Genomic DNA, 22,013 nt, shown 5'->3' on the forward strand with positions numbered 1-22,013 from the left:
GGAGGAATCGCTCTTTAGACTATCGAACCTAAATGAGAGTAATTGTAATTTAGACTCGGACGCTACCATGTCATTGCCCCTATCATTGCCCACGCCTCACCGCCACACGCGGCACACCACCCTGGCACCGATGTTCGGTTTGCTGGCTGCCGGCAGCGTCGCACCGGTGGCCCTGGCTGGCGCCCCAACCGCCACGTCCAGCGATTCGGTGTTGAGCCTGCCGGAAATCAAGATCGACGGCGAAGCCACTTCCACCTTCAAGGTGGACCGCGTCACCTCGGCCAAGATCAGCCAGCCGCTGCTGGACGCACCGCAAAGCGTGACCATCGTGCCGCAACAGGTGCTCAAGGAGCAGAACGCGCAGACCTTGCAGGAAGTGTTGCGCAATGTCCCGGGCATTACCTTTATGTCCGGCGAGGGCAACCTGGGCTGGGGCGACCTGTTTTCGATCCGCGGTTTTTCTTCCGAGCAGAGCCTGACCGTCGACGGTGTGCGCGATGCCGGCATGTCCACGCGCACCGACACCTTCAACCTGCAGCAGGCCGAAGTGTTCAAGGGCACCGGTTCCATCGAGTCCGGGGTCTCGGCCGTGGGCGGCAGCGTCAACCTGGTCAGCAAGGAAGCGCATCTGGGCGATGCCAACAAAGTCTCGGCCGGGATCGGCACCGACAGCTACCGCCGCCTCACTGCCGACCTGAATAAACAGCTGAACGACACCAGCGCCGTGCGCATCAACCTGATGAAGCACTACAACCAGGTGGCCGAACGCGACGATGTGGACTACGACCGCTGGGGCATTGCCACCTCGTTCGGCTTCGGCCTGGGCACCGACACGCGGTTGTTCATCGACACCTTCTACCAGAAAGACACCAACACCCCGGACGGCGGTGTGCCGATCCAGCGCGGCACCAACGGCGACCGCATGCCGGGCGTGAAACGCTCCAACTGGTACGGCGACTCCCACCTCTACACCCAAGAGAACAAAACCACCTCGCTCACGGCGCGCTTTGAGCATGACTTCGCCTGGAACGACGCCAACCTGCGCAACCAGACGCGCTGGGAACGCAGCGACAACTTCGCCGTGCTCTCGCCGGCGCGCTTCTTCGCCGCCAACGCCAGCGGCCAGAAGACCTGCACCGGCACCCGCTGTGCGACTTTGGGCTACACCGGCGCAGGCCCGATCAGCCAAGTGCCGGGCAGCACGGTGAATGCCTACACCGACTACGTAAACAACAGCAACACCGCCTACGGCATCCTGCGCGGCAGCGACTTTGGTTTGTCCAAGCGCTACACCATCCTGGACAACCAGACCGACTTCAATTTCAACCTCACCACCGGCAGCCTGCAGCACGCGGTGGTCAGCGGCCTGGAGTTCTATCACGAGACCTACGGCGGCCTGAAACGCAACGCCGAAGTGCCGGCAGGCAACATGCTGTTTGATATGCACGACCCCAGCCACAGCTTCGCCAGCACCTACGTGACCAAAGGCGAAGGCGACCCGCGCTCGGTGATCGAAAACGCCGGTCTCTACCTGGGCGACACCCTCACCCTCAACGAGCAGTGGCAAGTACTCGGCTCGTTGCGCTACGACAACTGGCGCGCCGAAACCCGCCAGCGCGGCCAGGCGACGATCAGCAGTACCGACGGTGCCGTCAGCGGTCGGGTTGGCGCCGTGTTCAAACCGTTGCCCAATGGCAGCATCTATGTGTCCTACAGCCAGGCGGCGCAGCCCTCGGCGCTGGGCGCGTCCACCAACAACCAGATCTACGGCGCGGCCAGCACCCGTCGTTACAGCCCGGCCAAATCCAAGACCTATGAACTGGGCACCAAGTGGGACATCGCCCATGACATGCTCAACGTTACGGCGGCGATCTTCCGCACCGAACTGGACAACGCCTGGGAATACCAGGACGGCGAATCCGCCCCGGTACGCGCCCTGCCCGCCAAGCGCGTCGACGGCATCGAGCTGGGCCTGCAAGGCAATATCACCCCACGCTGGACCGCCTACAGCGGTTTCTCGGCCCTCAAGAGCACCCAGACCAAAGGCATCAACAAAGGCGCCGAAGCCAAGAACGTCCCGGACCTGACCGCCAACCTGTGGACCACCTACGCCGTCACCGACGCCCTGAGCCTCAGCTACGGCGAGCAATACGTGGGCCGGCGCCGCTACACCGACAACAAATACGTCGGGGGGTTGAACAACAACAGCAGCTACGCCAACGGCCCGTCCGGGGTCTACGCGATCTACACCCGCGACCACGAAAAAGCCCCCGGCTACTGGCTGAGCAACCTGGCCGCGCAATACAAGGTGAACAAGGACACCACGGTCAACCTCAACCTCAACAACGTGTTCAACACGTTCTATTACAGCCAGGTCGGCGCGTCCCTCGATGGCTTCCAGCTCTACGGCATTCCGGGCGCCGGGCGCACCCTCACTGCCAGCGTCGACTATGAGTTCTGAACCGTGCTGGTCGAGATCCCGGCACTGCTCAACGCCTGCGAAGTCGACACCTGCCTGGCCGCCTTGCCTCACAACCCCTTGCGGCGCTGGAGCGATACCTGATGCGCCGCCTTCACCTGGAGTTCCCGCCATGTTGAAACCCCGTAATGTCCTCAAGCTGTGCGTGCTGTTCGCCGCGCTGGTCCTCGGCCATGCCGAAACCGCTGCCGCCCATGAAGTCACCGATGTGCTGGGGCGCAAGGTCGACGTGGCGGACAACGTCAAGCGCGTGGTCCTCGGTGAAGGCCGCTTGATTTCGGCGTTTGCCCTGCTGGACCGCGATGCGCCGTTCCAACGCATCGTCGGTTGGCAGAACGATTTGAAGCTGCTGGACCAGCACACCTATAACGCCTACGTGGCGAAATTTCCCAGCGTGAAAGACATCCCGCTGATCGGCCAGGCGTCGGAACAAAGCGTCAGCGCCGAGGAAATCCTCTCGCTCAAACCCGACCTGGCGGTGTTCAGCATTTCTGGCCACGGCCCGACTGAACACAGCCCGGTCGCCGATGTGCTGGCCAAGGCGGGCATCCCGGTGCTGTTCGTCGACTTTCGCATCAACCCGGTGCAAGGCACCCACACCAGCATGAACGCGCTGGGCCAGGCGCTGGGGCGCGAAGCCCAGGCCAAGGCTTTCCTGGATTTCTATGACCAGCACCTCAAGGTCATCACCGACGCGGTCGCCACCTTGCCGGCCGGCCCGCGTCCGAGCGTGTTCCTCGAACTGCTGGCCGGCGCCTGGCAAGCGCCGGGGCACACCACGGGCAAGAGTGGCATGGGGGAAGTGATCAAGCTGGTGGGCGGGCGCAACATCGCCGCCGATGTGGTACCGGGGGCACTGGGGGATATCAGCGTGGAATACGCCTTGAAAGCGGACCCGGATATTTATGTCGCCACCGGTAACCACAAGCCGGGGCTGATCCTGGGTGCCGGCGTGAGCCATGACGAGGCGCGTGAAGCCTTTGACCGCGTATTGGCGCGCCCCGAGTTCGCCAACCTGCGTGCCATCCGCGCAGGCAATGCCCACGGCCTGTGGCATGACTTCTACAACTCGCCGTACAACCTGCTGGCGATTGAGTCGCTGGCCAAGTGGGTGCATCCGCACTTGTTCGCCAAGCTGGACCCGCAGGCGACCATGGAACAGATCAACCAGCAATTCCTGGGGATGCCGTTGCAGGGTGCCTATTGGATCGACACCTCTAAATGACCACGCAAACCCTCGACCTCGCCTCAGCCACCCACGGCTATCGCCGCCTGCTGGCGCGGCGTGCCTGGCTATTGGCGCTACTGGGCATGGCGCTGGTGTGCGCCATGCTGGTGGACCTGGCCAGCGGCCCGTCCGGCATGGGCCTGCTGGCCTTGCTTGACGGGATTGCGCACCCGTCCCACCTCAGCGCCACCGACCAGGTGATCATCTGGAGCGTGCGCCTGCCCTACGCGTTGATGGCGGTGCTGGTGGGCTGTGCGTTGTCGCTGGCCGGGGCGGAGATGCAGGCGATCTTGAACAACCCGCTGGCCAGCCCGTTTACCTTGGGCGTGTCGTCGGCGGCGGCGCTGGGGGCATCCCTGGTGATTGTGTTCCCGGTGACGACCTTGTGGGTGTCGGCCAATACGGCGATTTCCATTTCGGCGTTCATCTTCGCCGCCGCCTCGGTGTTTTTGCTGCAAGCCATGTCGCGCTTGCGGGGCGCCGGCGTAGAGAGCCTGGTGCTGTTCGGCATCGCCCTGGTATTCAGTTGCAACGCGGTGGTGGCTTTGTTGCAACTGGTGGCCACCGAGGATGTGCTGCAACAACTGGTGTTCTGGACCCTGGGCAGCGTGACCCGGGCCAACTGGGACAAGCTCGGTATCCTGGCCCTGGTGGTCGCGGTGGTGTTGCCGTTTTCCTTCGCCGCCGCACCGCGCCTGACCTTGCTGCGCATGGGCGAAGACCGCGCGCAAAGCTTCGGCGTGGACGTCAAGCGTCTGCGGTTTTTCTCGTTGCTGCGCATCAGCCTGTTGTCGGCTACCGCCGTGGCGTTCGTCGGCACCATCGGCTTTATCGGCCTGGTGGGTCCGCATATCGCGCGGATCCTGGTGGGTGAAGACCAGCGCTTCCTGCTGCCGGCCAGCGCCCTGACCGGCGCGCTGTTGCTGGCGCTGTCGTCGATTGCCAGCAAGCTGATCATGCCCGGTATGAGCGTGCCGGTGGGCATCGTCACGGCGTTGGTGGGCGTGCCGATTTTCGTGATGCTGGTGTTCAAGCGCGGGAGGCAGTTATGAGCGAAGGGTTAAGCGTACGCAACGCCAATGTGAGTTATGGCCGCCGGCAGATCGTGCATGACCTGAGCCTGCCGACCTTGCCCCACGGCAGCCTGACCGCCCTGATCGGCCCCAACGGCGCCGGTAAGTCCACTTTGCTGCGCGCCGTGGCCGGGCTGGAAAAGATGCACGGTGTCGTACGACTGGGTGACCTCGACCTGTCAGCCATGTCCGTGGCCGAGCGCGCCAGGCGTGTGACCTACATGCCGCAGAACCTGCCACCGGGCCTGAGCCTCAGCGTAATGGAGAGCGTGATTGCTGCGTTGCGCGTCACCTCTGTGGACGGCCTTCCATTGTCCAACGACGCCTGTCTGCGCGAAGCCTTCGAGGCATTGCAGCGCATTGGCATCGCGCACCTGGCCGATCAGTGGTTAAACACGCTGTCGGGCGGCCAACGCCAACTGGTCAGCCTCGCACAACTGATTGCACGGCGCCCCCAAGTGATGCTGCTGGACGAACCCACCAGCGCCCTCGACCTCAATTACCAATTGAAAGTCATGGAGTGCGTGCGTGGGCTGGTGCGCGAACACAACCTGATCGCCGTGGTGGTGTTGCACGACATCAACCTTGCCGCACGTTTTGCCGACCATATTGCCGTGCTGCGCCAAGGTCGCTTGTACGCCAGTGGCGCAGCAAACGAGGTGCTTAATCCGCTGTTGTTTGCCGAGGTGTATCGCGTGCGGGCGCGCATCGAGCGCTGTTCAGAGCAGTCGCTGCAGGTGTTGGTGGATGGCGCTTTTTGATTTGCTTCTAAGGGTATGCGCAAATGTTTCATTGAATTTTCGCACGCCCAACATTACCTATACCTACAGGCATCCGTTCAAGCATCACCACTTTTGGAGAGCTTCATGATCGACCTGTATTACTGGACCACCCCCAACGGCCACAAAATATCGTTGTTCCTGGAAGAAGCCGGCCTGCCCTACAAGGTGCACCCGATCAACATCGGCCAGGGTGAACAGTTCAAGCCTGACTTCCTGAAGATCGCTCCCAACAACCGCATCCCGGCCATCGTCGACCAGACCCCGACCGACGGCGGTGCACCGATTTCCCTGTTTGAGTCCGGCGCGATCCTGTTGTACCTCGCGGAAAAAACCGGCCAGTTCATTCCAAAAGACCTGCGCGGTCGCCAGGAAGTACTGCAATGGCTGTTCTGGCAAATGGGCGGCTTGGGCCCGATGGCGGGGCAGAATCATCACTTCAGCCAGTTCGCCCCGGAGAAAATCCCCTACGCGATCAAACGCTACGTGGATGAAACCGCACGCCTCTACGGGGTGCTCGACCGGCGCCTGGCGGACCGTGCGTTCGTCGCGGGCGAGGACTACAGCATTGCCGACATGGCGATCTACCCCTGGATTGTTTCCCACAAATGGCAAAGCCAGCGCCTGGAAGATTTCCCACACCTGCATCGCTGGTTCAACAGCATCAAGGAACGGCCGGCGACGGTCCGGGCGTATGAGCTGGTGCAGCAAGTCAACCCGCCCAAGTCTTGATACGCAATTGCTGAAAATAAGGCATGGCTCCCGCTTGCGTCGTTTCGCCGCGCTCACTAACGTAGCGCCTTTACTGACGCTACCCCCCCGCAGGAGCTTTGCCATGGCCTCGCCAGCCCTCTCACATTTTCTTCCCCGGTTCGGCGTTGCCGCGGCAGTGGCCAGCGCGTTAAGCCTGGCCGGTTGCCAGCTCCAGAGCACCCAGGACACCCTGCCGCCGGTTGCCGGCGTACAGCCGATCAAAGGCCTCGCGCAGAATGTATCGGTACGCCGCAATGCCCAGGGCATGCCGCTGATCGAAAGCAACACCTTCCATGACGCGCTGTTCAGCCTCGGTTACGTGCATGCCAGTGATCGCATCACCCAGATGGTCACCCTGCGCCTGCTGGCCCAGGGCCGCCTGGCGGAAATGTCCGGGCCTGAAGTGCTGGATGTCGACCGCTTCATGCGCGCGGTCAACCTGAAGAAAAGCGCCGGCGAGCTGTACAACGCCTCCAGCCCGCGTCTCAAGCGCTTCTTTGAAGTGTATGCGCGTGGCGTCAACGCCTACCTGTTCCGCTACCGCGACAAGTTGCCGCCGGACCTGGCCCAGACCGGCTACAAGCCCGAGTACTGGAAGCCGGAAGATTCGGCGCTGCTGTTCTGCCTGCTGAATTTCAGCGAGTCGGCCAACCTGCAGGAAGAGATTTCGTCGCTGGTGCTGGCGCAGAAAGTCGGCGTCGACAAACTCGCCTGGCTCACCCCAAGCGCGCCGGATGAAGCGATCCCGCTGGCCGAGGCCGAAAAACTCAAGGGCGTGAACCTGGGCCAGATCACCGGCCTGGCCGGGCTGGACGCGGTCAGCCAGCAACTGAGCAGCCTCAACGCCCTGGCGGTCACCACCTCAAGCAACTGGGCGATCGGCCCACAGCGCAGCCGCAGCGGTAAAAGCCTGCTGGCGGGCGACCTCGCCGCCCAGCCGCAGGCACCGTCGCCGTGGAGCTACGTGCAGATCCGCGCACCGAAATACCAGGCCGCCGGCGCTTCGATTGCCGGCCTGCCGACGCTGCTGTCCGGCTTCAACGGCAAAGTCGCGTGGAGCATGAGCACGGTCAAGGGCGACACCCAAGACCTGTTCCTCGAAAAAGTCAGACGCCAGGGCAGTGCGCTGTATTACGAGAACAACGGCAAATGGCTGCCGGCGGGCGTGCGTAACGAAACCTACTTCGTCAAAGGCCAGCGCTCGATCCGCGAAGTGGTGTACGAAACCCGTCACGGCGCCCTGCTCAACAGCAGCCAGGCGCTGACAACCGGTCTGGGCCTGGCCCTGCAAACCGCCGATTTCAAGGACGACAAGAGCCTGGATGCGTTCTTCGACCTATCCCGCGCGCAAACCATCGGCAAGGCCTCGGACGCAACCCGGGAAATCCGTGCCATCGCGTTGAACATGATCTTCGCCGACGCCGGCAGCATTGGCTGGCAAGTCACCGGCCGTTTCCCCAACCGCCGCGAAGGCGAAGGTTTGCTGCCGTCGCCGGGCTGGGACACGCGGTTTGACTGGGATGGCTACGCCGACGCCATGCTGCATCCCTATGACCAGGACCCGGCCCAAGGCTGGATCGGCACCGCCAACCAGCGCACCGCGCCGCGTGGCTATGGCATGCAACTGTCCAATTCCTGGGATGCCCCGGAGCGCAGCGAGCGCCTGGCGCAACTGGCCAATGCCGGCAAGCACGACAGCCGCAGCCTGATCGCCATGCAGTACGACCAGACCACCACCTTCGCCGCCAAACTCAAGAGCATGTTCCAGGCGCCGGGCATGGCCCAGCCGCTGAAACAGGCGATTGACGCACTGCCGGCGGCGGAACAGGCCAAGGCCCGTGAAGCGCTGGGTCGCCTGATGGCCTTCGACGGTCGCCTGGTGTCGACCTCCGCCGACGCTGCGCTCTATGAACTGTTCCTGCAGGAAAGCACCAAACAGATCTTCCTCGACGAGCTGGGTCCGGAAAACAGCGCCAGCTGGAAAGCCTTTGTCAGCAACGCCAGCCTGTCCTATGCCGCCCAGGCCGATCACTTGCTGGGCCGCGAAGACAGCCCGTTCTGGGATGACGTGCGTACGCCGCAGAAAGAAGACAAACCGGCGATTCTCGCCCGCAGCCTGGCCGCCGCGATCAGCGCCGGCGACAGTCAGCTGGGCGCCGACCACAAGGCCTGGCAGTGGGGCAAACTGCACACCACCACCTGGAAAAACGCCAATGGCCAGGTGATTCGTGGCCCACTGGCCTCCGGTGGCGACCACAACACCTTGAACCCGGCGCCCTACAACTGGGGACAGGACTTCGCCACCACCCAGGTGCCCGCGCTGCGCCTGATCGTCGATTTCGGCCAGGTGGAACCGATGATGGGCCAGGGTGGCATCGGCCAGTCCGGCAACCCGGCCAGCCCGAACTATGCCAATGGCATCGACCCGTCGCTCAAGGCGCAATACCTGAGCTTCCCGATGCAGCCGCAGAACTTCGAGAAGGTGTACGGGAAGGCCAGGTTGACCCTGACACCCGGCAAGTAACCCGGCTTTCCTGAAAAACCTGGATCTAATGTGAGAGGGGGCTTGCCCCCGATTGCGGTGGGTCAGTTGCACCTTGGCTAGCTGATACACCGCTATCGGGGGCAAGCCCCCTCTCACATTTGGACTGCATGCATTCAGATAGAACTTCCCAGCCCACACCCGCCTCATAAGTAACAAGCCCACCTCCCCCGGTCACCCCATGGACCTTGTCATCGCCCGCCCCGAAGGCCTCTACTGCCCCGCCGGAGATTTCTATATCGACCCCTGGCGCCCGGTGGAACGCTCGGTCATCACCCACGCCCATGGCGATCACGCCCGCACCGGCAACCAGCACTATCTGGCGGCGGCCCCCGGCGAAGGCATCCTGCGCTCCAGGCTGGGCCAGGACATCAACCTGCAGACCCTGGCCTACGGTGAGCCACTGGTGCACCACGGCGTCACCTTGAGTTTCCACCCGGCCGGGCATGTGCTCGGCTCGGCTCAGGTGCGCCTGGAATACCAGGGCGAAGTCTGGGTCGCGTCCGGCGACTACAAGGTCGAGCCCGACGGCACTTGCGCGCCGTTCGAGCCGGTGCGCTGCCACACCTTTATCACTGAATCCACCTTCGGCCTGCCGATCTACCGCTGGCAGCCCCAGGCGCAGATCTTCGCCGGGATCAACGACTGGTGGCAGGCCAACATCGCCGCCGGCAAGGCCAGCGTGTTGTTCTGTTATTCGTTCGGCAAGGCCCAGCGTATCCTGCATGGCATTGACGCCAGCATCGGGCCCATCCTCAGCCACGGCGCGGTCGAACCGTTGAACCGGGTGTACCGCGAGGCCGGCATCCATATCCCTGAAACCCTCTACGCCGGCGACTTCAACAAGACCGACCCATTGCTGCGCCAAGCCTTGATCATCGCCCCACCCTCCGCTGGCGGCAGCAGTTGGATCAAACGCTTCGGCGACTACAGCGACGCCTTCGCCAGTGGCTGGATGCGCCTGCGCGGCACCCGGCGGCGGCGTGGAGTCGACCGGGGCTTTGTGCTCTCGGACCACGCCGATTGGCCCGGCCTGTTGTGGGCCATCGAGCAGACCGGCGCCGAGCGGGTGATGGTCACCCACGGTTCTGTCGGCGTATTGGTGCGCCATCTGCGGGAAAAAGGCCTGGATGCCCAGGGCTTCACCACCGAATACGGCGATGACGAAGAAGAGGCCGGCGCATGAAGGCCTTTGCCGAGCTGTACGCGAATCTAGACGCCACCACTTCCAGCAACGCCAAGCTGGCTGCGTTGCAAGCCTACTTCCGGGATGCCGCGCCAGAAGATGCCGCCTGGGCCGTGTATTTCCTGTCCGGCGGACGGCCACGGCAACTGGTGCCGACGCGCCTGCTGCGGGACATGGCCACAGAAGCGTCCGGCATCGAGCCGTGGCTGTTCGAGGAAAGCTACCAGTCAGTGGGTGACCTGGCAGAGACCATTTCCCTGCTGCTGCCAGAATCTACCTACACCTCAGAGGACGGCCTGGCCGTATGGCTGGAGGAAAAACTCCTGCCATTGCGCGGCTTGCCTCCCCTGGAATTGGCTGAGCGCCTGCCGGCGTTGTGGGCGCAACTGGATCAACCCAGCTTGATGGTGTGCATCAAATTGATCACCGGCAGCTTTCGCGTCGGCGTGTCCAAGTTGCTGGTTACCCGTGCCCTCGCCGCCATGGCCGATCTCGACAGCAAGCGTGTGGCGCAGCGGTTGGTGGGCTACACCGACCTGTCCAATCGTCCGACCGCTGAGGGCTACCTCAAGCTCATCGCTGCCGAATCGTCCGACGAGCATGCACAACGGGGCGGCCAGCCTTATCCGTTTTTCCTGGCTCATGGCTTGGCGCAACCGGTGGAGCAATTCGACGCGCTGCTCGGTGCCCCCACCGACTGGCAGGTGGAATGGAAATGGGATGGCATCCGCGCACAACTGGTCAAACGCGACGGGCGCCTGTGGATCTGGTCCCGTGGCGAAGAGCTGGTCACCGAACGTTTTCCCGAACTTCACAGCCTGGTGAGTGGGTTACCGGACGGCACGGTGATCGACGGCGAGATCGTGGTGTGGAAGGACGCAGTGCAACCCTTCGCCCTGCTGCAACAGCGGATCGGCCGCAAGACCTTGAGCAAGAAAGTGCTGGAGGATGCGCCGGTGGCAATCCTGGCCTACGACCTGCTGGAACATCGGGGCGACGACTGGCGCAACCATACCCAGGCCGAACGCCGCGCCCAGCTTGAGCAGGTGGTCACCCAGTGCAACCAACCGGTATTGCTCGCCTCACCGTTGCTGAACGCAACCACCTGGCAAGCGCTGGCCGAACAACGCGAAGCTTCGCGCAGCCTGGGCGTGGAAGGCATGATGCTCAAGGCCCGCGATGGCCTGTACGGCGTCGGCCGCACCAAGGACATGGGCGTGTGGTGGAAGTGGAAGGTCGACCCGTTCAGCGTCGACGCGGTGTTGATCTACGCCCAGCGCGGCCACGGTCGGCGCGCCAGCCTCTACAGCGACTACACCTTCGCGGTGTGGGACGGCCCGCCCGGCAGCGAACGCACGCTGGTGCCCTTTGCCAAGGCCTACTCCGGGCTGACCGATGAAGAAATGCGCAAGGTCGACGCGATTGTGCGCAAAACCACCGTAGAGAAGTTCGGCCCGGTGAGCAGTGTCACGCCCAGCATGGTGTTTGAGCTGGGGTTCGAGGGCATTGCCTTGTCCAAGCGGCACAAGAGCGGGATTGCGGTGCGGTTTCCGCGGATGTTGCGCTGGCGGCAGGATAAGGCGGTGGATGAGGCCGACAGCCTTGCCACCCTGCAAGACCTGCTGACCTGACACCGATCAACAGGTGGGAGGGGGCAAGCCCCCTCCAACATCTGAATTCCTTTACGACCCGAAATGGTGCACCCAGTTTTCAGTGCCCATTTTCGGGCATCTCCTACACTCAGATCTCCCTTGTCCCACCTTTTAAAACGCTCATTCGGAACTATGGTGCAGAAATTGCTACTTGTGATCCGTCTGACACCGTTCAGTAACAGTCCTAAACGCGCCACAAGCGCTTATCTTGGTTTCCAGGGATTCCATAATGAAAAAAGCATTGCTGACCCTTTCTGCACTGGCTCTGTGCATGGCCGCGGGTGTAGCCACGGCCAAGGAATACAAGGAACTGCGTTTTGGTGTCGATCCGTCCTACGCGCCATTCGAATCCAAGGCAGCGGACGGCAGCCTGGTGGGCTTCGATATCGACCTGGGCAATGCGATCTGCGCCGAGCTGAAAGTGAAGTGCAAGTGGGTCGAAAGCGATTTCGACGGCATGATTCCAGGCCTGAAAGCCAACAAGTTCGACGGCGTGATTTCGTCCATGACCGTGACCCCGGTGCGTGAAAAGGCCATCGACTTCTCCAGCGAACTGTTCTCTGGCCCGACCTCGCTGGTGTTCAAGAAAGGCGCGGGCTACTCGACACCTGAGTCTCTCAAGGGCAAGTCCGTAGGCTACGAGCAGGGCACCATCCAGGAAGCCTACGCCAAGGCCGTGCTGGATAAAGCCGGTGTGACCACCAAGGCCTACGCCAACCAGGACCAGGTGTACGCCGACCTGACCTCCGGCCGTCTCGACGCCTCCGTGCAGGACATGCTGCAAGCCGAACTGGGCTTTCTGAAGTCGCCGGCCGGTGCCGGTTACGAAGTCAGCGCGGCCATCGACGACCCTTTGCTGCCGTCCAAAACCGCCATCGGTATCAAAAAAGGTAACACTGAACTGAAGGCGCTTTTGGATAAAGGTATCAAAGCGTTACACGATGATGGCACCTACGCCACCATCCAGAAGAAACACTTTGGCGATCTGAACCTGTACAGCGGCAAATAATGCCTGGAGCGCCCTTCCCTGGGAGGGGCGCTTTTTTATCGCCATAGGTCCTGATTTATGTTCGAAGAACTGTTGCAAACCCTCGGGTTGAGCGCGCTCAGCCTGAAGGGTTTCGGCCCGCTGTTGCTGCAAGGCACCTGGATGACCATCAAGTTGTCGGTACTGTCCCTGGCCGTCAGCGTGGTGCTGGGCCTGCTCGGCGCCAGCGCCAAACTTTCCAGCCTGCCCTTCCTGCGCATCCCCGCCCAGCTCTACACCACCCTGATTCGCGGCGTGCCCGACCTGGTGCTGATGCTGCTGATTTTCTACAGCCTGCAAACCTGGCTTACCGGCCTGACCGACTTCATGGAATGGGAATACATCGAGATCGACCCGTTCAGCGCCGGGGTGATCACCCTGGGCTTTATCTACGGGGCGTATTTCACCGAGACTTTTCGCGGCGCGATCCTCGCGGTGCCCCGTGGCCAGCTGGAAGCCGCTACCGCCTATGGGCTCAAGCGCGGGCAGCGGTTTCGCTACGTGACCTTCCCGCAAATGATGCGCTTTGCCCTGCCGGGTATCGGCAATAACTGGATGGTGATGCTCAAGGCCACGGCCCTGGTGTCGATCATCGGCCTGGCCGACCTGGTCAAGGCCGCCCAGGATGCCGGCAAGAGCACCTACCAACTGTTCTACTTCCTGGTCCTCGCCGCGTTGATCTACCTGTTGATCACCAGCGCGTCCAACTTCGTCTTGCGCCGCCTTGAACGTCGCTACTCCGCTGGCGCCCGGGAGGCCGTGCGATGATCGAACTCTTGCAGGAATACTGGCGCCCCTTCCTTTATAGCGACGGCCAGCACATCACCGGCCTGGCCATGACGATGTGGTTGCTCAGCGCCGCCCTGGTCATCGGCTTCCTGGTGTCAATCCCGCTGTCCATTGCCCGCGTGTCGCGCAAGCGCCTGATTCGCTGGCCGGTGCAGTTCTATACCTACCTGTTCCGGGGCACGCCGCTCTATATCCAGTTGCTGATCTGCTACACCGGCATCTACAGCCTCGCCGCCGTGCGCGAACAACCGTTGCTGGATGCGTTCTTTCGCGACGCGATGAACTGCACCATCCTGGCCTTCGCCCTCAACACCTGCGCCTACACCACGGAGATTTTCGCCGGGGCGATCCGCAGCATGGCCCATGGCGAAGTCGAGGCGGCCAAAGCCTACGGCCTCAGCGGCTGGAAGCTCTATGCCTACGTGATCATGCCGTCGGCGTTGCGTCGCTCGCTGCCCTACTACAGTAATGAAGTGATTTTGATGCTGCACTCGACCACGGTGGCCTTCACCGCGACGATTCCAGACATCCTCAAAGTGGCGCGGGATGCCAACTCGGCCACCTTCATGACCTTTCAATCATTCGGTATCGCTGCGCTGATCTACCTGACCGTGACCTTTGCCCTGGTCGGTCTGTTTCGTCTGGCGGAGCGCCGTTGGCTGGCCTTTCTCGGGCCGAGCCATTAAGGAGCGTTCATGCGGCATCAGATTCATGAGTTGATCGCGCCGGTGCCCGGCACGGCGCGGCAGATTCACAGTTTTCACTTCGGCCCGGAGCAGGCCGAGGGCAAGATTTACATCCAGTCGTCGCTGCATGCCGATGAACTGCCGGGCATGCTGGTGGCCTGGCACCTCAAGGTGCAGTTGGCGAAACTGGCCGCCGCCGGTCGCCTGCGCAGTGAAATCGTGCTGGTGCCCATCGCCAACCCGGTCGGCCTGGAACAGGTGTTGATGGACATCCCGCTGGGCCGCTACGAACTGGAAAGCGGGCAGAACTTCAATCGCCGGTTTGTCGACCTCGGTGAAGCGGTGGGTGACCAGGTCGAGGAGTTACTCGGGGGTGATCCCCGGCACAACGTCGAACGGATCCGCAGCGCGCTGTCCACCGCCCTCGCAGAGCAAAGCGCCGACACCCAACTGCAGTCCCAGCGCCTGGTGCTGCAACGCCTGGCCTGCGACGCCGATATGGTGCTGGACCTGCATTGCGACTTCGAAGCCGTGGCGCACCTGTACACCACGCCCGAGGCCTGGCCGCAGGTGGAACCCTTGGCGCGCTATATCGGCTCGGAGGCGAATCTGCTCGCCACCGACTCCGGCGGGCAATCCTTCGACGAGTGCTTCACCCTGGTGTGGTGGCAGTTGCAGCAACGCTTCGGCGAGCGCTTCCCGATCCCCATGGGCAGCTTTTCGGTGACCGTCGAGCTGCGCGGCCAAGGCGACGTCAACCATGGCCTGGCGGCGCTCGACTGCCAGGCGATCATCGATTACCTGATTCACTTCGGCGCCATTGCCGGCGATGTCGCACCGCTGCCGGACATGCCCTACCCCGCCACGCCACTGGCCGGCGTTGAACCGGTGGCGACGCCGGTGGGCGGCCTGCTGGTGTTCAGCGCCCTGCCCGGTGAATACCTGGAAGCCGGGCAACTGATCGCCGAAATCATCGACCCCATTACCGACCGCGTAACGCCCGTGCACTGCCAGAAGGCCGGCCTGCTTTACGCCCGTTCGCTGCGCCGCATGGCCACTGCCGGGATGGTCATCGGCCATGTCGCAGGCTTAGAGGCCTACCGCAGCGGCTACCTACTTTCGCCTTGAGGATGCACGCCCCATGTACAAATTGACCGTTGAAGGCCTGCATAAAAGCTATGGCGACAATGAGGTGCTCAAAGGTGTGTCGCTCAAGGCCAGGACCGGTGACGTGATCAGCCTGATCGGCGCCAGTGGCTCGGGCAAGAGCACCTTTTTGCGCTGCATCAACTTCCTGGAAACCCCCAACGACGGCGCGATGACCCTCGACGGCCAGCCGATCCGCATGGTCAGCGACCGCCACGGCATGCGCGTGGCCGATGACGCCGAACTGCAGCGCCTGCGTACGCGCCTGGCCATGGTGTTCCAGCACTTCAACCTGTGGAGCCACATGAGCGTGCTGGAAAACATCACCATGGCTCCGCGCCGGGTGCTGGGTTGCAGCAAGAAGGACGCCGAAGACCGTGCCCGTCGCTACCTCGACAAGGTCGGCCTGCCGGCACGCGTGGCCGATCAATACCCGGCGTTCCTGTCCGGCGGCCAGCAGCAACGCGTCGCCATCGCCCGCGCCCTGGCGATGGAGCCGGAGGTGATGCTGTTCGACGAGCCCACCTCGGCCCTCGACCCGGAGCTGGTGGGCGAAGTGTTGAAGGTGATCCAGGGCCTGGCCGAGGAAGGTCGCACCATGATCATGGTGACCCACGAGATGAGTTTTGCGCGCAAGGTGTCGAGCCAGGTGCTGTTCCTGCACAAGGGCCTGGTGGAAGAGCAAGGCGCGCCGGAGGATGTGCTGGGCAATCCGAAGAGCGAGCGTTTGCAGCAGTTCCTGAGTGGCAATTTGAAGTAAACCTTTGCGCGCTCTGGAAGGTCTGTGAAATAGACCTTCCAGAGTTCCGCCGCCCCATGGCAAAACCCATCGACTTCGCCAAACAGTGGTTTGCCGCCAAAGGCTGGAAGCCGTTCGCTTTTCAGAAAGAGGTGTGGGCGGCGGTCAAGGGCGGCCAGTCGGGGTTGCTGCATGCCAGCACCGGCGCCGGCAAGACCTACGCGCTGTGGTTTGCAGCGCTCAATCGCTTTGCCATCACTCGCCCGCCTGTTGTGGGTAAACGTAAACCACCCGCTGAACCGCTGACGGTGCTGTGGATCACGCCCATGCGTGCCCTGGCGGCCGACACCGCCCGCGCCCTCGAAGCACCGCTTGCAGCCTTGCAGATTCCCTGGAGCATCGGCCTGCGCACCGGCGACACCAGCAGCAGCGAGCGCGCTCGCCAGACCCGTCGCCAGCCGACCGCGCTGGTGACCACCCCGGAAAGCCTGACCCTGATGCTGGCCCGCGCCGACAGCCAGGTGAGCCTGGCGCACCTGCGCATGGTGATCGTGGATGAATGGCATGAATTGATCGGCAACAAGCGCGGCGTGCAGTTGCAATTGGCACTGGCGCGGCTGCGGCGCTGGCATCCGGAACTGATAGTGTGGGGCATTTCGGCGACCTTGGGTAACCAATCCCATGCCTTGGAGGTGTTAGTCCCGCAAGGCGACGGGATCAATGTACAGGGGCAAACGGCCAAAGAGTTAAAGGTCGACACCTTGCTGCCGCCGGTCGCCGAGCGCTTTCCCTGGGCCGGGCACATCGGCTTGAAGATGTTGCCCCAGGTAGTGGCCGAGGTCGAAAGCAGCAGCAGTTGCCTGGTGTTTACCAATACCCGGGCCCAGTCGGAAATCTGGTACCAGGCGTTACTGGACGCCCGGCCCGACTGGGCTGGAGTGATTGCCTTGCACCATGGCTCGCTGTCTCGGGAAACCCGCGACTGGGTGGAACGGGCGTTGAAGGATGGCCAGCTCAAGGCCGTGGTGTGCACCTCCAGCCTGGACCTGGGGGTGGACTTCCTACCGGTGGAACGGGTGCTGCAGATCGGCTCGGCCAAAGGCGTCGCACGCCTGATGCAACGCGCCGGGCGCTCGGGGCACGCGCCGGGGCGGCCCTCGCGGGTGACGCTGGTGCCGACCCACAGCCTGGAACTGGTGGAAGCGGCGGCGGCCCAGGATGCGATTGCCCAGCGGCGCATCGAAGCGCGGGAATCGCCGCACAAACCGTTGGATGTACTCGTACAACATTTGGTGAGCATGGCGCTGGGCGGTGGCTTCACGCCAGATGCGCTGCTGGCGGAAGTGCGCGGGGCCTGGGCGTACCGTGACCTCACGGACGCAGACTGGGCATGGGCCCTGGGGTTTGTGCGCCATGGCGGCCTGTCGCTGACGGCCTATCCGGATTACCGTCGCGTGGAGCCGGACGAACAGGGCGTCTGGCGTGTCCCCGATGCCCGTCTGGCGCGCCGTCACCGCATGAGCGTGGGCACCATCGTCAGTGACGCGAGCATCCATTTGAAATACTGGAGCAAGGGCGGGGGCGGCAAGAACCTGGGCAGTGTCGAAGAAGGTTTTATTGCGCGGCTCAAGCCCGGGGATGGTTTCCTGTTCGCCGGGCGTCTGCTGGAGCTGGTGCGCGTGGAAAACATGACCGCCTACGTGCGCCGCAGCACCGCCAAAAAAGCCGCCGTGCCGCGCTGGAATGGCGGGCGCATGCCACTTTCCAACGAGCTGGCCCAGGCGGTGGTGGAGCGCTTTGATGCGGCGGCGCACGGGCATTTCAAGGGGCCGGAAATGCAAGCGGTGCAACCGTTGTTACAGACGCAGTTGCGTTGGTCGGGCCTGCCGACACGCGAGCATCTGCTGGCCGAAGCGCTGAAATCGCGGGAAGGCTGGCACCTGTTTCTTTATCCGTTCGCCGGGCGCCAGGTGCACCTGGGGCTGGCGAGTCTGTTGGCGTGGCGGGTGAGCCAGGGGCAGGCGGTGACGTTTTCGATTGCCGTGAATGACTACGGGCTGGAGTTGCTGAGCGCCACGCCTGTGGATTGGCCGGTGTTGTTGAATGACACGCTGCTGAGTCCTGAGAACCTACTGGAAGACGTGGCCGCCAGCCTGAATGCCGGGGAACTGGCCCTGCGCCGCTTTCGCGAGATCGCACGCATCGCCGGGCTGGTGTTCGCCGGCTACCCCGGTGCGCCGAAAAGTACGCGGCAGGTGCAGGCGTCCAGCGGTCTGTTCTTCGAGGTGTTCAAACAGTACGACCCGCAGAACCTGTTGCTGACTCAGGCTGGGGAAGAAGTCCTGCGCGATGAGTTGGATATTCGTCGGCTGGAAGTGACGTTGCGTCATCTGTCGGCGTTGAAGCTGGACCTGCACCGGATCGAACGGCCGACTCCCCTGGCCTTTCCGCTGCTGGTCGAGCGGATGCGCGAAAGCATGAGTTCGGAAAAACTCTCGGAGCGTATTGCAAGGATGGTCAAGGACCTGGAAAAGGTCGCGGATAACGGGAAGCGCTGATGGTCTGTTCGATAACGCTCGAGGGTGAGCAATTGTGGTTGCTGGCAGACAAGGCGATCTACTGGCCTGCGCGCGGGTGCCTGTTGATTGCCGATGCGCACTTTGGCAAGGCCTCGGCGTACCGCAGCCTGGGGCAGCCGGTGCCGCAAGGAACCACCACTGCCAATCTGGAGCGGCTGGACCGGCTGCTCGCTTCGCATGGGTGCGCGCAGGTGATCTTTCTTGGCGACTTCCTGCATGGTCCCGGCTCTCACGCCAGCGGCACCCTGGGCGCCTTGCGGGCCTGGCGCGAGCGCCATCCCGCGCTGGCCCTGACGCTGGTGCGCGGCAATCACGATAAACGCGCCGGTGACCCACCGCTGGACCTGAGGATTGAAGTGGTTCCGGAACCACTGCTGATGGGCCCCTTTGCCTTGCAGCACGAACCTGACGCCCACCCCAGCCACCACGTGCTGGCGGGGCATGTGCATCCGGTGTACCGCTTGCGCGGCAAGGGCCGGCAAAGCCTACGGTTGCCCTGCTTTCAGATCGGGACGCGGGTAAGCTTGTTGCCGGCGTTCGGTGCGTTTACCGGTGGCTTTGCGGTGGAACAGGCCAATGACCACCGACTCTATGTGGTCGGTGATCAGGAGGTGTGGCCAGTGGGCTAGGTATCAGGCGACAGGTGCGGGTGGTGGCTCGTCCGGCAGGGTCGGCTCACCGGGTTCGGTGGGTTGTGGGTAGTCCGGCTCGGGTTGGCCGGGGATGCCGCCCCCATATGCGGGGTCGGCCATCAGGGACCAGGCCAGAACGCCAATCTGGTTGGGTTCAAGCCGGGCAAGTTCTGCGCTGATTCGCGGGTCGAGCTTCATAAGGTACTCCTCAAGCGTGGCCCGGCACGTTTTACACGCGCCGAGGCAGTACACCTAGATAGAGTCACTTTCTGCAGACTAATTCCCTTAGCATGTAAGACCTTTCGATCAAGCGCGTGGGAGGGTGACGCCGCGCTGGCCCTGGTACTTGCCGGCACGGTCTTTGTAGGACACTTCACAGGCCTCGTCGGACTGCAGGAACAGCATCTGCGCCACACCTTCGTTGGCGTAGATCTTCGCCGGCAAGGTGGTGGTGTTGGAGAACTCGAGGGTTACGTGGCCTTCCCACTCCGGCTCAAGCGGCGTCACGTTGACGATGATGCCGCAGCGCGCGTAGGTGCTTTTACCCAGGCAGATGGTCAGCACGTCACGCGGGATACGGAAGAACTCCACGGTGCGCGCCAGGGCGAAGGAGTTGGGCGGGATGATGCACACGTCGCTCTTGATGTCGACGAAGCTCTTTTCGTCGAAGTTCTTCGGATCGACGATCGCCGAGTTGATATTGGTGAACACCTTGAACTCATCGGCGCAGCGCACATCGTAGCCGTAGCTGGAAACACCGTAGGAAATCACCGGGGCATCGCCTTGGCCACGGATCTGGCGCTCGACGAACGGTTCGATCATGCCGTGCTCTTGCGCCATGCGGCGAATCCACTTGTCCGATTTGATGCTCATGGCGGGTGTCCTGAATAGCGAGGTGGAAAAATTCTGTGGGGCATCTTACCGGGGCCGGCGTTGGGGTTCAAAGGCCACGCGGCTTTTCTTGATGAACGCGCCTGCTGCTATGAGCCGCAGCCAGCGGGGCCGGGACCCGCATTGACGTGCAGGGTGACCGGAAATACCACCGCCAGTCACGAAAATGGAGAAACCTTCGGAAATACCATTGGCACGTTCCGGAAAAAGGGTTAAGGTGGCGCCACTGTGCTGCTTGTGTCACTGAGAATCTCTACACGATATGTTGAATTTCGATCCAACCATCTCCAAGAATTTTTCCTGCTCTTTGCACTCAGTCTCGGCCAGGGCTTTTCCTGAGTCGCAGTTAACTTTGTCCAAGGAGATACACCATGTCTAATCGCCAAACTGGTACCGTTAAGTGGTTCAACGATGAAAAAGGCTTCGGCTTCATCACTCCACAATCCGGTGACGACCTGTTCGTTCACTTCAAAGCTATCCAATCCGACGGCTTCAAAAGCCTGAAAGAAGGCCAACAGGTTTCTTTCATCGCTACCCGCGGTCAGAAAGGCATGCAAGCTGAAGAAGTTCAAGTTATCTAACTTGTACTGACTCAGTCAAAAAGACCCCGCCCTTAAAAGCGGGGTTTTTTTATGCCTGGGATTTGACCCTATGCCCCCTATAAGACTCTGAATAAAACCAATGTGGGAGGGGGCTTGCCCCCGATTGCGGTGTGTCAGTCAATAAAGATTTGACTGAGTCACCGCTATCGGGGGCAAGCCCCCTCCCACATTCAAGCGTTAAAGCTGGGTCGTTACTGAAACAACGACTCACTCGACAAGCCATTCTTCTCCAGGATCTCGCGCAAGCGCTTGAGCCCTTCTACCTGGATCTGCCGTACCCGCTCACGGGTCAGGCCGATCTCCAGGCCTACGTCTTCCAGGGTGCTGCTCTCATGGCCACGCAGGCCGAAGCGGCGAATCACCACCTCGCGCTGTTTGTCCGTGAGCTCCGACAACCACTGGTCAATGCTTTGGGACAGATCATCGTCCTGCAACAGCTCGCAAGGATCCGTAGGACGATCATCGGTCAGGGTGTCCAGCAGGGTTTTATCCGAATCCGGACCCAGCGAGACGTCGACCGAAGACACACGCTCGTTGAGGCCCAGCATGCGCTTGACCTCCCCTACCGGTTTTTCCAGCAGGTTGGCGATTTCTTCGGGCGAAGGTTCATGATCGAGTTTTTGAGTAAGCTCACGCGCTGCCCGCAGGTAGACGTTGAGCTCCTTGACCACATGGATCGGCAACCGGATCGTGCGGGTCTGATTCATGATCGCCCGTTCGATGGTTTGGCGAATCCACCAGGTGGCATAGGTCGAAAAGCGGAAACCCCGCTCAGGGTCGAACTTCTCCACTGCCCGGATCAGACCCAGGTTGCCTTCCTCGATCAGGTCCAACAGGGACAGCCCACGATTGACATAGCGTCGGGCGATTTTCACCACCAGGCGCAGGTTGCTTTCAATCATGCGCTTGCGCCCAGCCGGATCGCCCTTTTGCGACAAGCGCGCAAAATGGACTTCTTCTTCGGGGGTCAGCAGAGGGGAAAAGCCGATTTCATTGAGATACAGCTGGGTCGCATCGAGCGCCCGTGTGTAGTCGATGTACTTGTGTTGCTTTAACGCGGTGGAGTTCTTGGATTTGGTGCGAACTGAAGGTACAGCAGGTCCCTCATTCGACATCGATTCCGTAGCGATACCGGTCTCCATCAGGAGAACCTCATCGTCGATGTCAAACTCCGGCGCTTCTTTACTGAGAGCCATTGTTATAGTCCTTTGGTGAGTTCGACCTCAAGCT

Annotated in this window: 19 protein-coding genes; 16 read left to right on the forward strand and 3 right to left on the reverse strand. The window is 62.2% G+C overall.

Annotated features, from left to right (window positions below; all coding sequences use genetic code 11):
* Positions 1 to 67 precede the first annotated feature (67 nt).
* The 15 genes from BM110_RS02020 (at position 68) to pdeM (ending at position 19,287) form a co-directional block, all read left to right on the forward strand.
* Positions 68 to 2,461 carry a TonB-dependent receptor gene (locus BM110_RS02020; RefSeq protein ID WP_093512191.1) on the forward strand — a complete coding sequence of 798 codons (2,394 nt, stop codon included), beginning with the start codon at positions 68 to 70 and terminating at the stop codon, positions 2,459 to 2,461.
* Positions 2,462 to 2,591: 130 nt separating this feature from the next.
* Positions 2,592 to 3,704 (forward strand): ABC transporter substrate-binding protein, encoded by a 1,113-nt coding sequence (locus BM110_RS02025; RefSeq protein WP_071488830.1) that lies wholly within the window; start codon positions 2,592 to 2,594, stop codon positions 3,702 to 3,704.
* On the forward strand, positions 3,701 to 4,759 hold the full coding sequence (locus tag BM110_RS02030; protein ID WP_093512193.1) for a FecCD family ABC transporter permease: 1,059 nt from the start codon (positions 3,701 to 3,703) through the stop codon (positions 4,757 to 4,759). Before BM110_RS02025 ends, BM110_RS02030 begins: the two co-directional genes overlap by 4 nt.
* Positions 4,756 to 5,541 (forward strand): ABC transporter ATP-binding protein, encoded by a 786-nt coding sequence (locus tag BM110_RS02035; RefSeq protein ID WP_093119300.1) that lies wholly within the window; start codon positions 4,756 to 4,758, stop codon positions 5,539 to 5,541. Before BM110_RS02030 ends, BM110_RS02035 begins: the two co-directional genes overlap by 4 nt.
* A gap of 105 nt (positions 5,542 to 5,646) precedes the next feature.
* The gene (locus BM110_RS02040; protein ID WP_093512195.1) at positions 5,647 to 6,291 is read left to right on the forward strand and encodes a glutathione binding-like protein; all 645 of its coding nucleotides are present in this window, start codon (positions 5,647 to 5,649) and stop codon (positions 6,289 to 6,291) included.
* A 103-nt stretch (positions 6,292 to 6,394) separates the two neighbouring features.
* Positions 6,395 to 8,836, forward strand: a complete 2,442-nt coding sequence (locus BM110_RS02045; RefSeq protein ID WP_093512197.1) for a penicillin acylase family protein — start codon at positions 6,395 to 6,397, stop codon at positions 8,834 to 8,836.
* A gap of 199 nt (positions 8,837 to 9,035) precedes the next feature.
* Positions 9,036 to 10,040 (forward strand): ligase-associated DNA damage response exonuclease, encoded by a 1,005-nt coding sequence (locus tag BM110_RS02050; protein WP_093512199.1) that lies wholly within the window; start codon positions 9,036 to 9,038, stop codon positions 10,038 to 10,040.
* The gene (locus BM110_RS02055) at positions 10,037 to 11,671 is read left to right on the forward strand and encodes an ATP-dependent DNA ligase (protein WP_093512201.1); all 1,635 of its coding nucleotides are present in this window, start codon (positions 10,037 to 10,039) and stop codon (positions 11,669 to 11,671) included. The genes BM110_RS02050 and BM110_RS02055 overlap by 4 nt, the downstream gene beginning before the upstream one ends.
* Positions 11,672 to 11,921: 250 nt before the next feature.
* On the forward strand, positions 11,922 to 12,701 hold the full coding sequence (locus BM110_RS02060; protein ID WP_014717255.1) for a transporter substrate-binding domain-containing protein: 780 nt from the start codon (positions 11,922 to 11,924) through the stop codon (positions 12,699 to 12,701).
* Between the two features lie 57 nt (positions 12,702 to 12,758).
* Positions 12,759 to 13,487 (forward strand): ABC transporter permease, encoded by a 729-nt coding sequence (locus tag BM110_RS02065; RefSeq protein ID WP_071488823.1) that lies wholly within the window; start codon positions 12,759 to 12,761, stop codon positions 13,485 to 13,487.
* Complete coding sequence (locus BM110_RS02070) at positions 13,484 to 14,194, forward strand: ABC transporter permease (protein ID WP_071488822.1); 711 nt, start codon at positions 13,484 to 13,486, stop codon at positions 14,192 to 14,194. Before BM110_RS02065 ends, BM110_RS02070 begins: the two co-directional genes overlap by 4 nt.
* 9 nt (positions 14,195 to 14,203) lie before the next feature.
* Positions 14,204 to 15,322 (forward strand): succinylglutamate desuccinylase/aspartoacylase family protein, encoded by a 1,119-nt coding sequence (locus tag BM110_RS02075; RefSeq protein WP_093512203.1) that lies wholly within the window; start codon positions 14,204 to 14,206, stop codon positions 15,320 to 15,322.
* 13 nt (positions 15,323 to 15,335) lie between these two features.
* Entirely contained in the window at positions 15,336 to 16,100 is a 765-nt protein-coding gene (locus BM110_RS02080; protein WP_016973168.1) for an ABC transporter ATP-binding protein, read from the forward strand.
* A 56-nt stretch (positions 16,101 to 16,156) separates the two neighbouring features.
* Positions 16,157 to 18,637, forward strand: a complete 2,481-nt coding sequence (locus tag BM110_RS02085; RefSeq protein WP_093512205.1) for a ligase-associated DNA damage response DEXH box helicase — start codon at positions 16,157 to 16,159, stop codon at positions 18,635 to 18,637.
* Positions 18,637 to 19,287: a ligase-associated DNA damage response endonuclease PdeM gene (gene pdeM / locus BM110_RS02090; RefSeq protein WP_093512207.1), complete on the forward strand. Its 651-nt coding sequence runs from the start codon at positions 18,637 to 18,639 to the stop codon at positions 19,285 to 19,287. The genes BM110_RS02085 and pdeM overlap by 1 nt, the downstream gene beginning before the upstream one ends.
* Positions 19,288 to 19,290: 3 nt before the next feature.
* Here pdeM and BM110_RS02095 read toward each other — a convergent pair whose 3' ends face one another.
* A complete protein-coding gene (locus BM110_RS02095) occupies positions 19,291 to 19,488 on the reverse strand; it encodes a hypothetical protein (RefSeq protein ID WP_058425267.1) in 198 nt (65 codons plus the stop codon).
* A gap of 108 nt (positions 19,489 to 19,596) precedes the next feature.
* The gene (gene dcd, locus BM110_RS02100) at positions 19,597 to 20,163 is read right to left on the reverse strand and encodes a dCTP deaminase (protein ID WP_071488817.1); all 567 of its coding nucleotides are present in this window, start codon (positions 20,161 to 20,163) and stop codon (positions 19,597 to 19,599) included.
* 389 nt (positions 20,164 to 20,552) lie between these two features.
* Here dcd and BM110_RS02105 point away from each other — a divergent pair, with 389 nt between their 5' ends.
* On the forward strand, positions 20,553 to 20,762 hold the full coding sequence (locus BM110_RS02105) for a cold-shock protein (protein ID WP_002554837.1): 210 nt from the start codon (positions 20,553 to 20,555) through the stop codon (positions 20,760 to 20,762).
* Positions 20,763 to 20,974: 212 nt separating this feature from the next.
* On the opposite strand, the gene rpoS is transcribed toward BM110_RS02105, so the two are convergent.
* Positions 20,975 to 21,979: an RNA polymerase sigma factor RpoS gene (gene rpoS / locus BM110_RS02110; protein ID WP_025855149.1), complete on the reverse strand. Its 1,005-nt coding sequence runs from the start codon at positions 21,977 to 21,979 to the stop codon at positions 20,975 to 20,977.
* Between the last annotated feature and the right edge of the window lie 34 nt (positions 21,980 to 22,013).

The organism is Pseudomonas sp. NFPP28 (assembly GCF_900115535.1).
Lineage (GTDB): Bacteria > Pseudomonadota > Gammaproteobacteria > Pseudomonadales > Pseudomonadaceae > Aquipseudomonas > Aquipseudomonas extremorientalis.

Coding starts and splice junctions, on each gene's coding strand:
- BM110_RS02020 (WP_093512191.1), top strand. CDS start 68: ATGTCATTGCCCCTATCATTGCCCACGCCTCACCGCCACACGCGGCAC.
- BM110_RS02025 (WP_071488830.1), top strand. CDS start 2,592: ATGTTGAAACCCCGTAATGTCCTCAAGCTGTGCGTGCTGTTCGCCGCG.
- BM110_RS02030 (WP_093512193.1), top strand. CDS start 3,701: ATGACCACGCAAACCCTCGACCTCGCCTCAGCCACCCACGGCTATCGC.
- BM110_RS02035 (WP_093119300.1), top strand. CDS start 4,756: ATGAGCGAAGGGTTAAGCGTACGCAACGCCAATGTGAGTTATGGCCGC.
- BM110_RS02040 (WP_093512195.1), top strand. CDS start 5,647: ATGATCGACCTGTATTACTGGACCACCCCCAACGGCCACAAAATATCG.
- BM110_RS02045 (WP_093512197.1), top strand. CDS start 6,395: ATGGCCTCGCCAGCCCTCTCACATTTTCTTCCCCGGTTCGGCGTTGCC.
- BM110_RS02050 (WP_093512199.1), top strand. CDS start 9,036: ATGGACCTTGTCATCGCCCGCCCCGAAGGCCTCTACTGCCCCGCCGGA.
- BM110_RS02055 (WP_093512201.1), top strand. CDS start 10,037: ATGAAGGCCTTTGCCGAGCTGTACGCGAATCTAGACGCCACCACTTCC.
- BM110_RS02060 (WP_014717255.1), top strand. CDS start 11,922: ATGAAAAAAGCATTGCTGACCCTTTCTGCACTGGCTCTGTGCATGGCC.
- BM110_RS02065 (WP_071488823.1), top strand. CDS start 12,759: ATGTTCGAAGAACTGTTGCAAACCCTCGGGTTGAGCGCGCTCAGCCTG.
- BM110_RS02070 (WP_071488822.1), top strand. CDS start 13,484: ATGATCGAACTCTTGCAGGAATACTGGCGCCCCTTCCTTTATAGCGAC.
- BM110_RS02075 (WP_093512203.1), top strand. CDS start 14,204: ATGCGGCATCAGATTCATGAGTTGATCGCGCCGGTGCCCGGCACGGCG.
- BM110_RS02080 (WP_016973168.1), top strand. CDS start 15,336: ATGTACAAATTGACCGTTGAAGGCCTGCATAAAAGCTATGGCGACAAT.
- BM110_RS02085 (WP_093512205.1), top strand. CDS start 16,157: ATGGCAAAACCCATCGACTTCGCCAAACAGTGGTTTGCCGCCAAAGGC.
- pdeM (WP_093512207.1), top strand. CDS start 18,637: ATGGTCTGTTCGATAACGCTCGAGGGTGAGCAATTGTGGTTGCTGGCA.
- BM110_RS02095 (WP_058425267.1), bottom strand. CDS start 19,488: ATGAAGCTCGACCCGCGAATCAGCGCAGAACTTGCCCGGCTTGAACCC.
- dcd (WP_071488817.1), bottom strand. CDS start 20,163: ATGAGCATCAAATCGGACAAGTGGATTCGCCGCATGGCGCAAGAGCAC.
- BM110_RS02105 (WP_002554837.1), top strand. CDS start 20,553: ATGTCTAATCGCCAAACTGGTACCGTTAAGTGGTTCAACGATGAAAAA.
- rpoS (WP_025855149.1), bottom strand. CDS start 21,979: ATGGCTCTCAGTAAAGAAGCGCCGGAGTTTGACATCGACGATGAGGTT.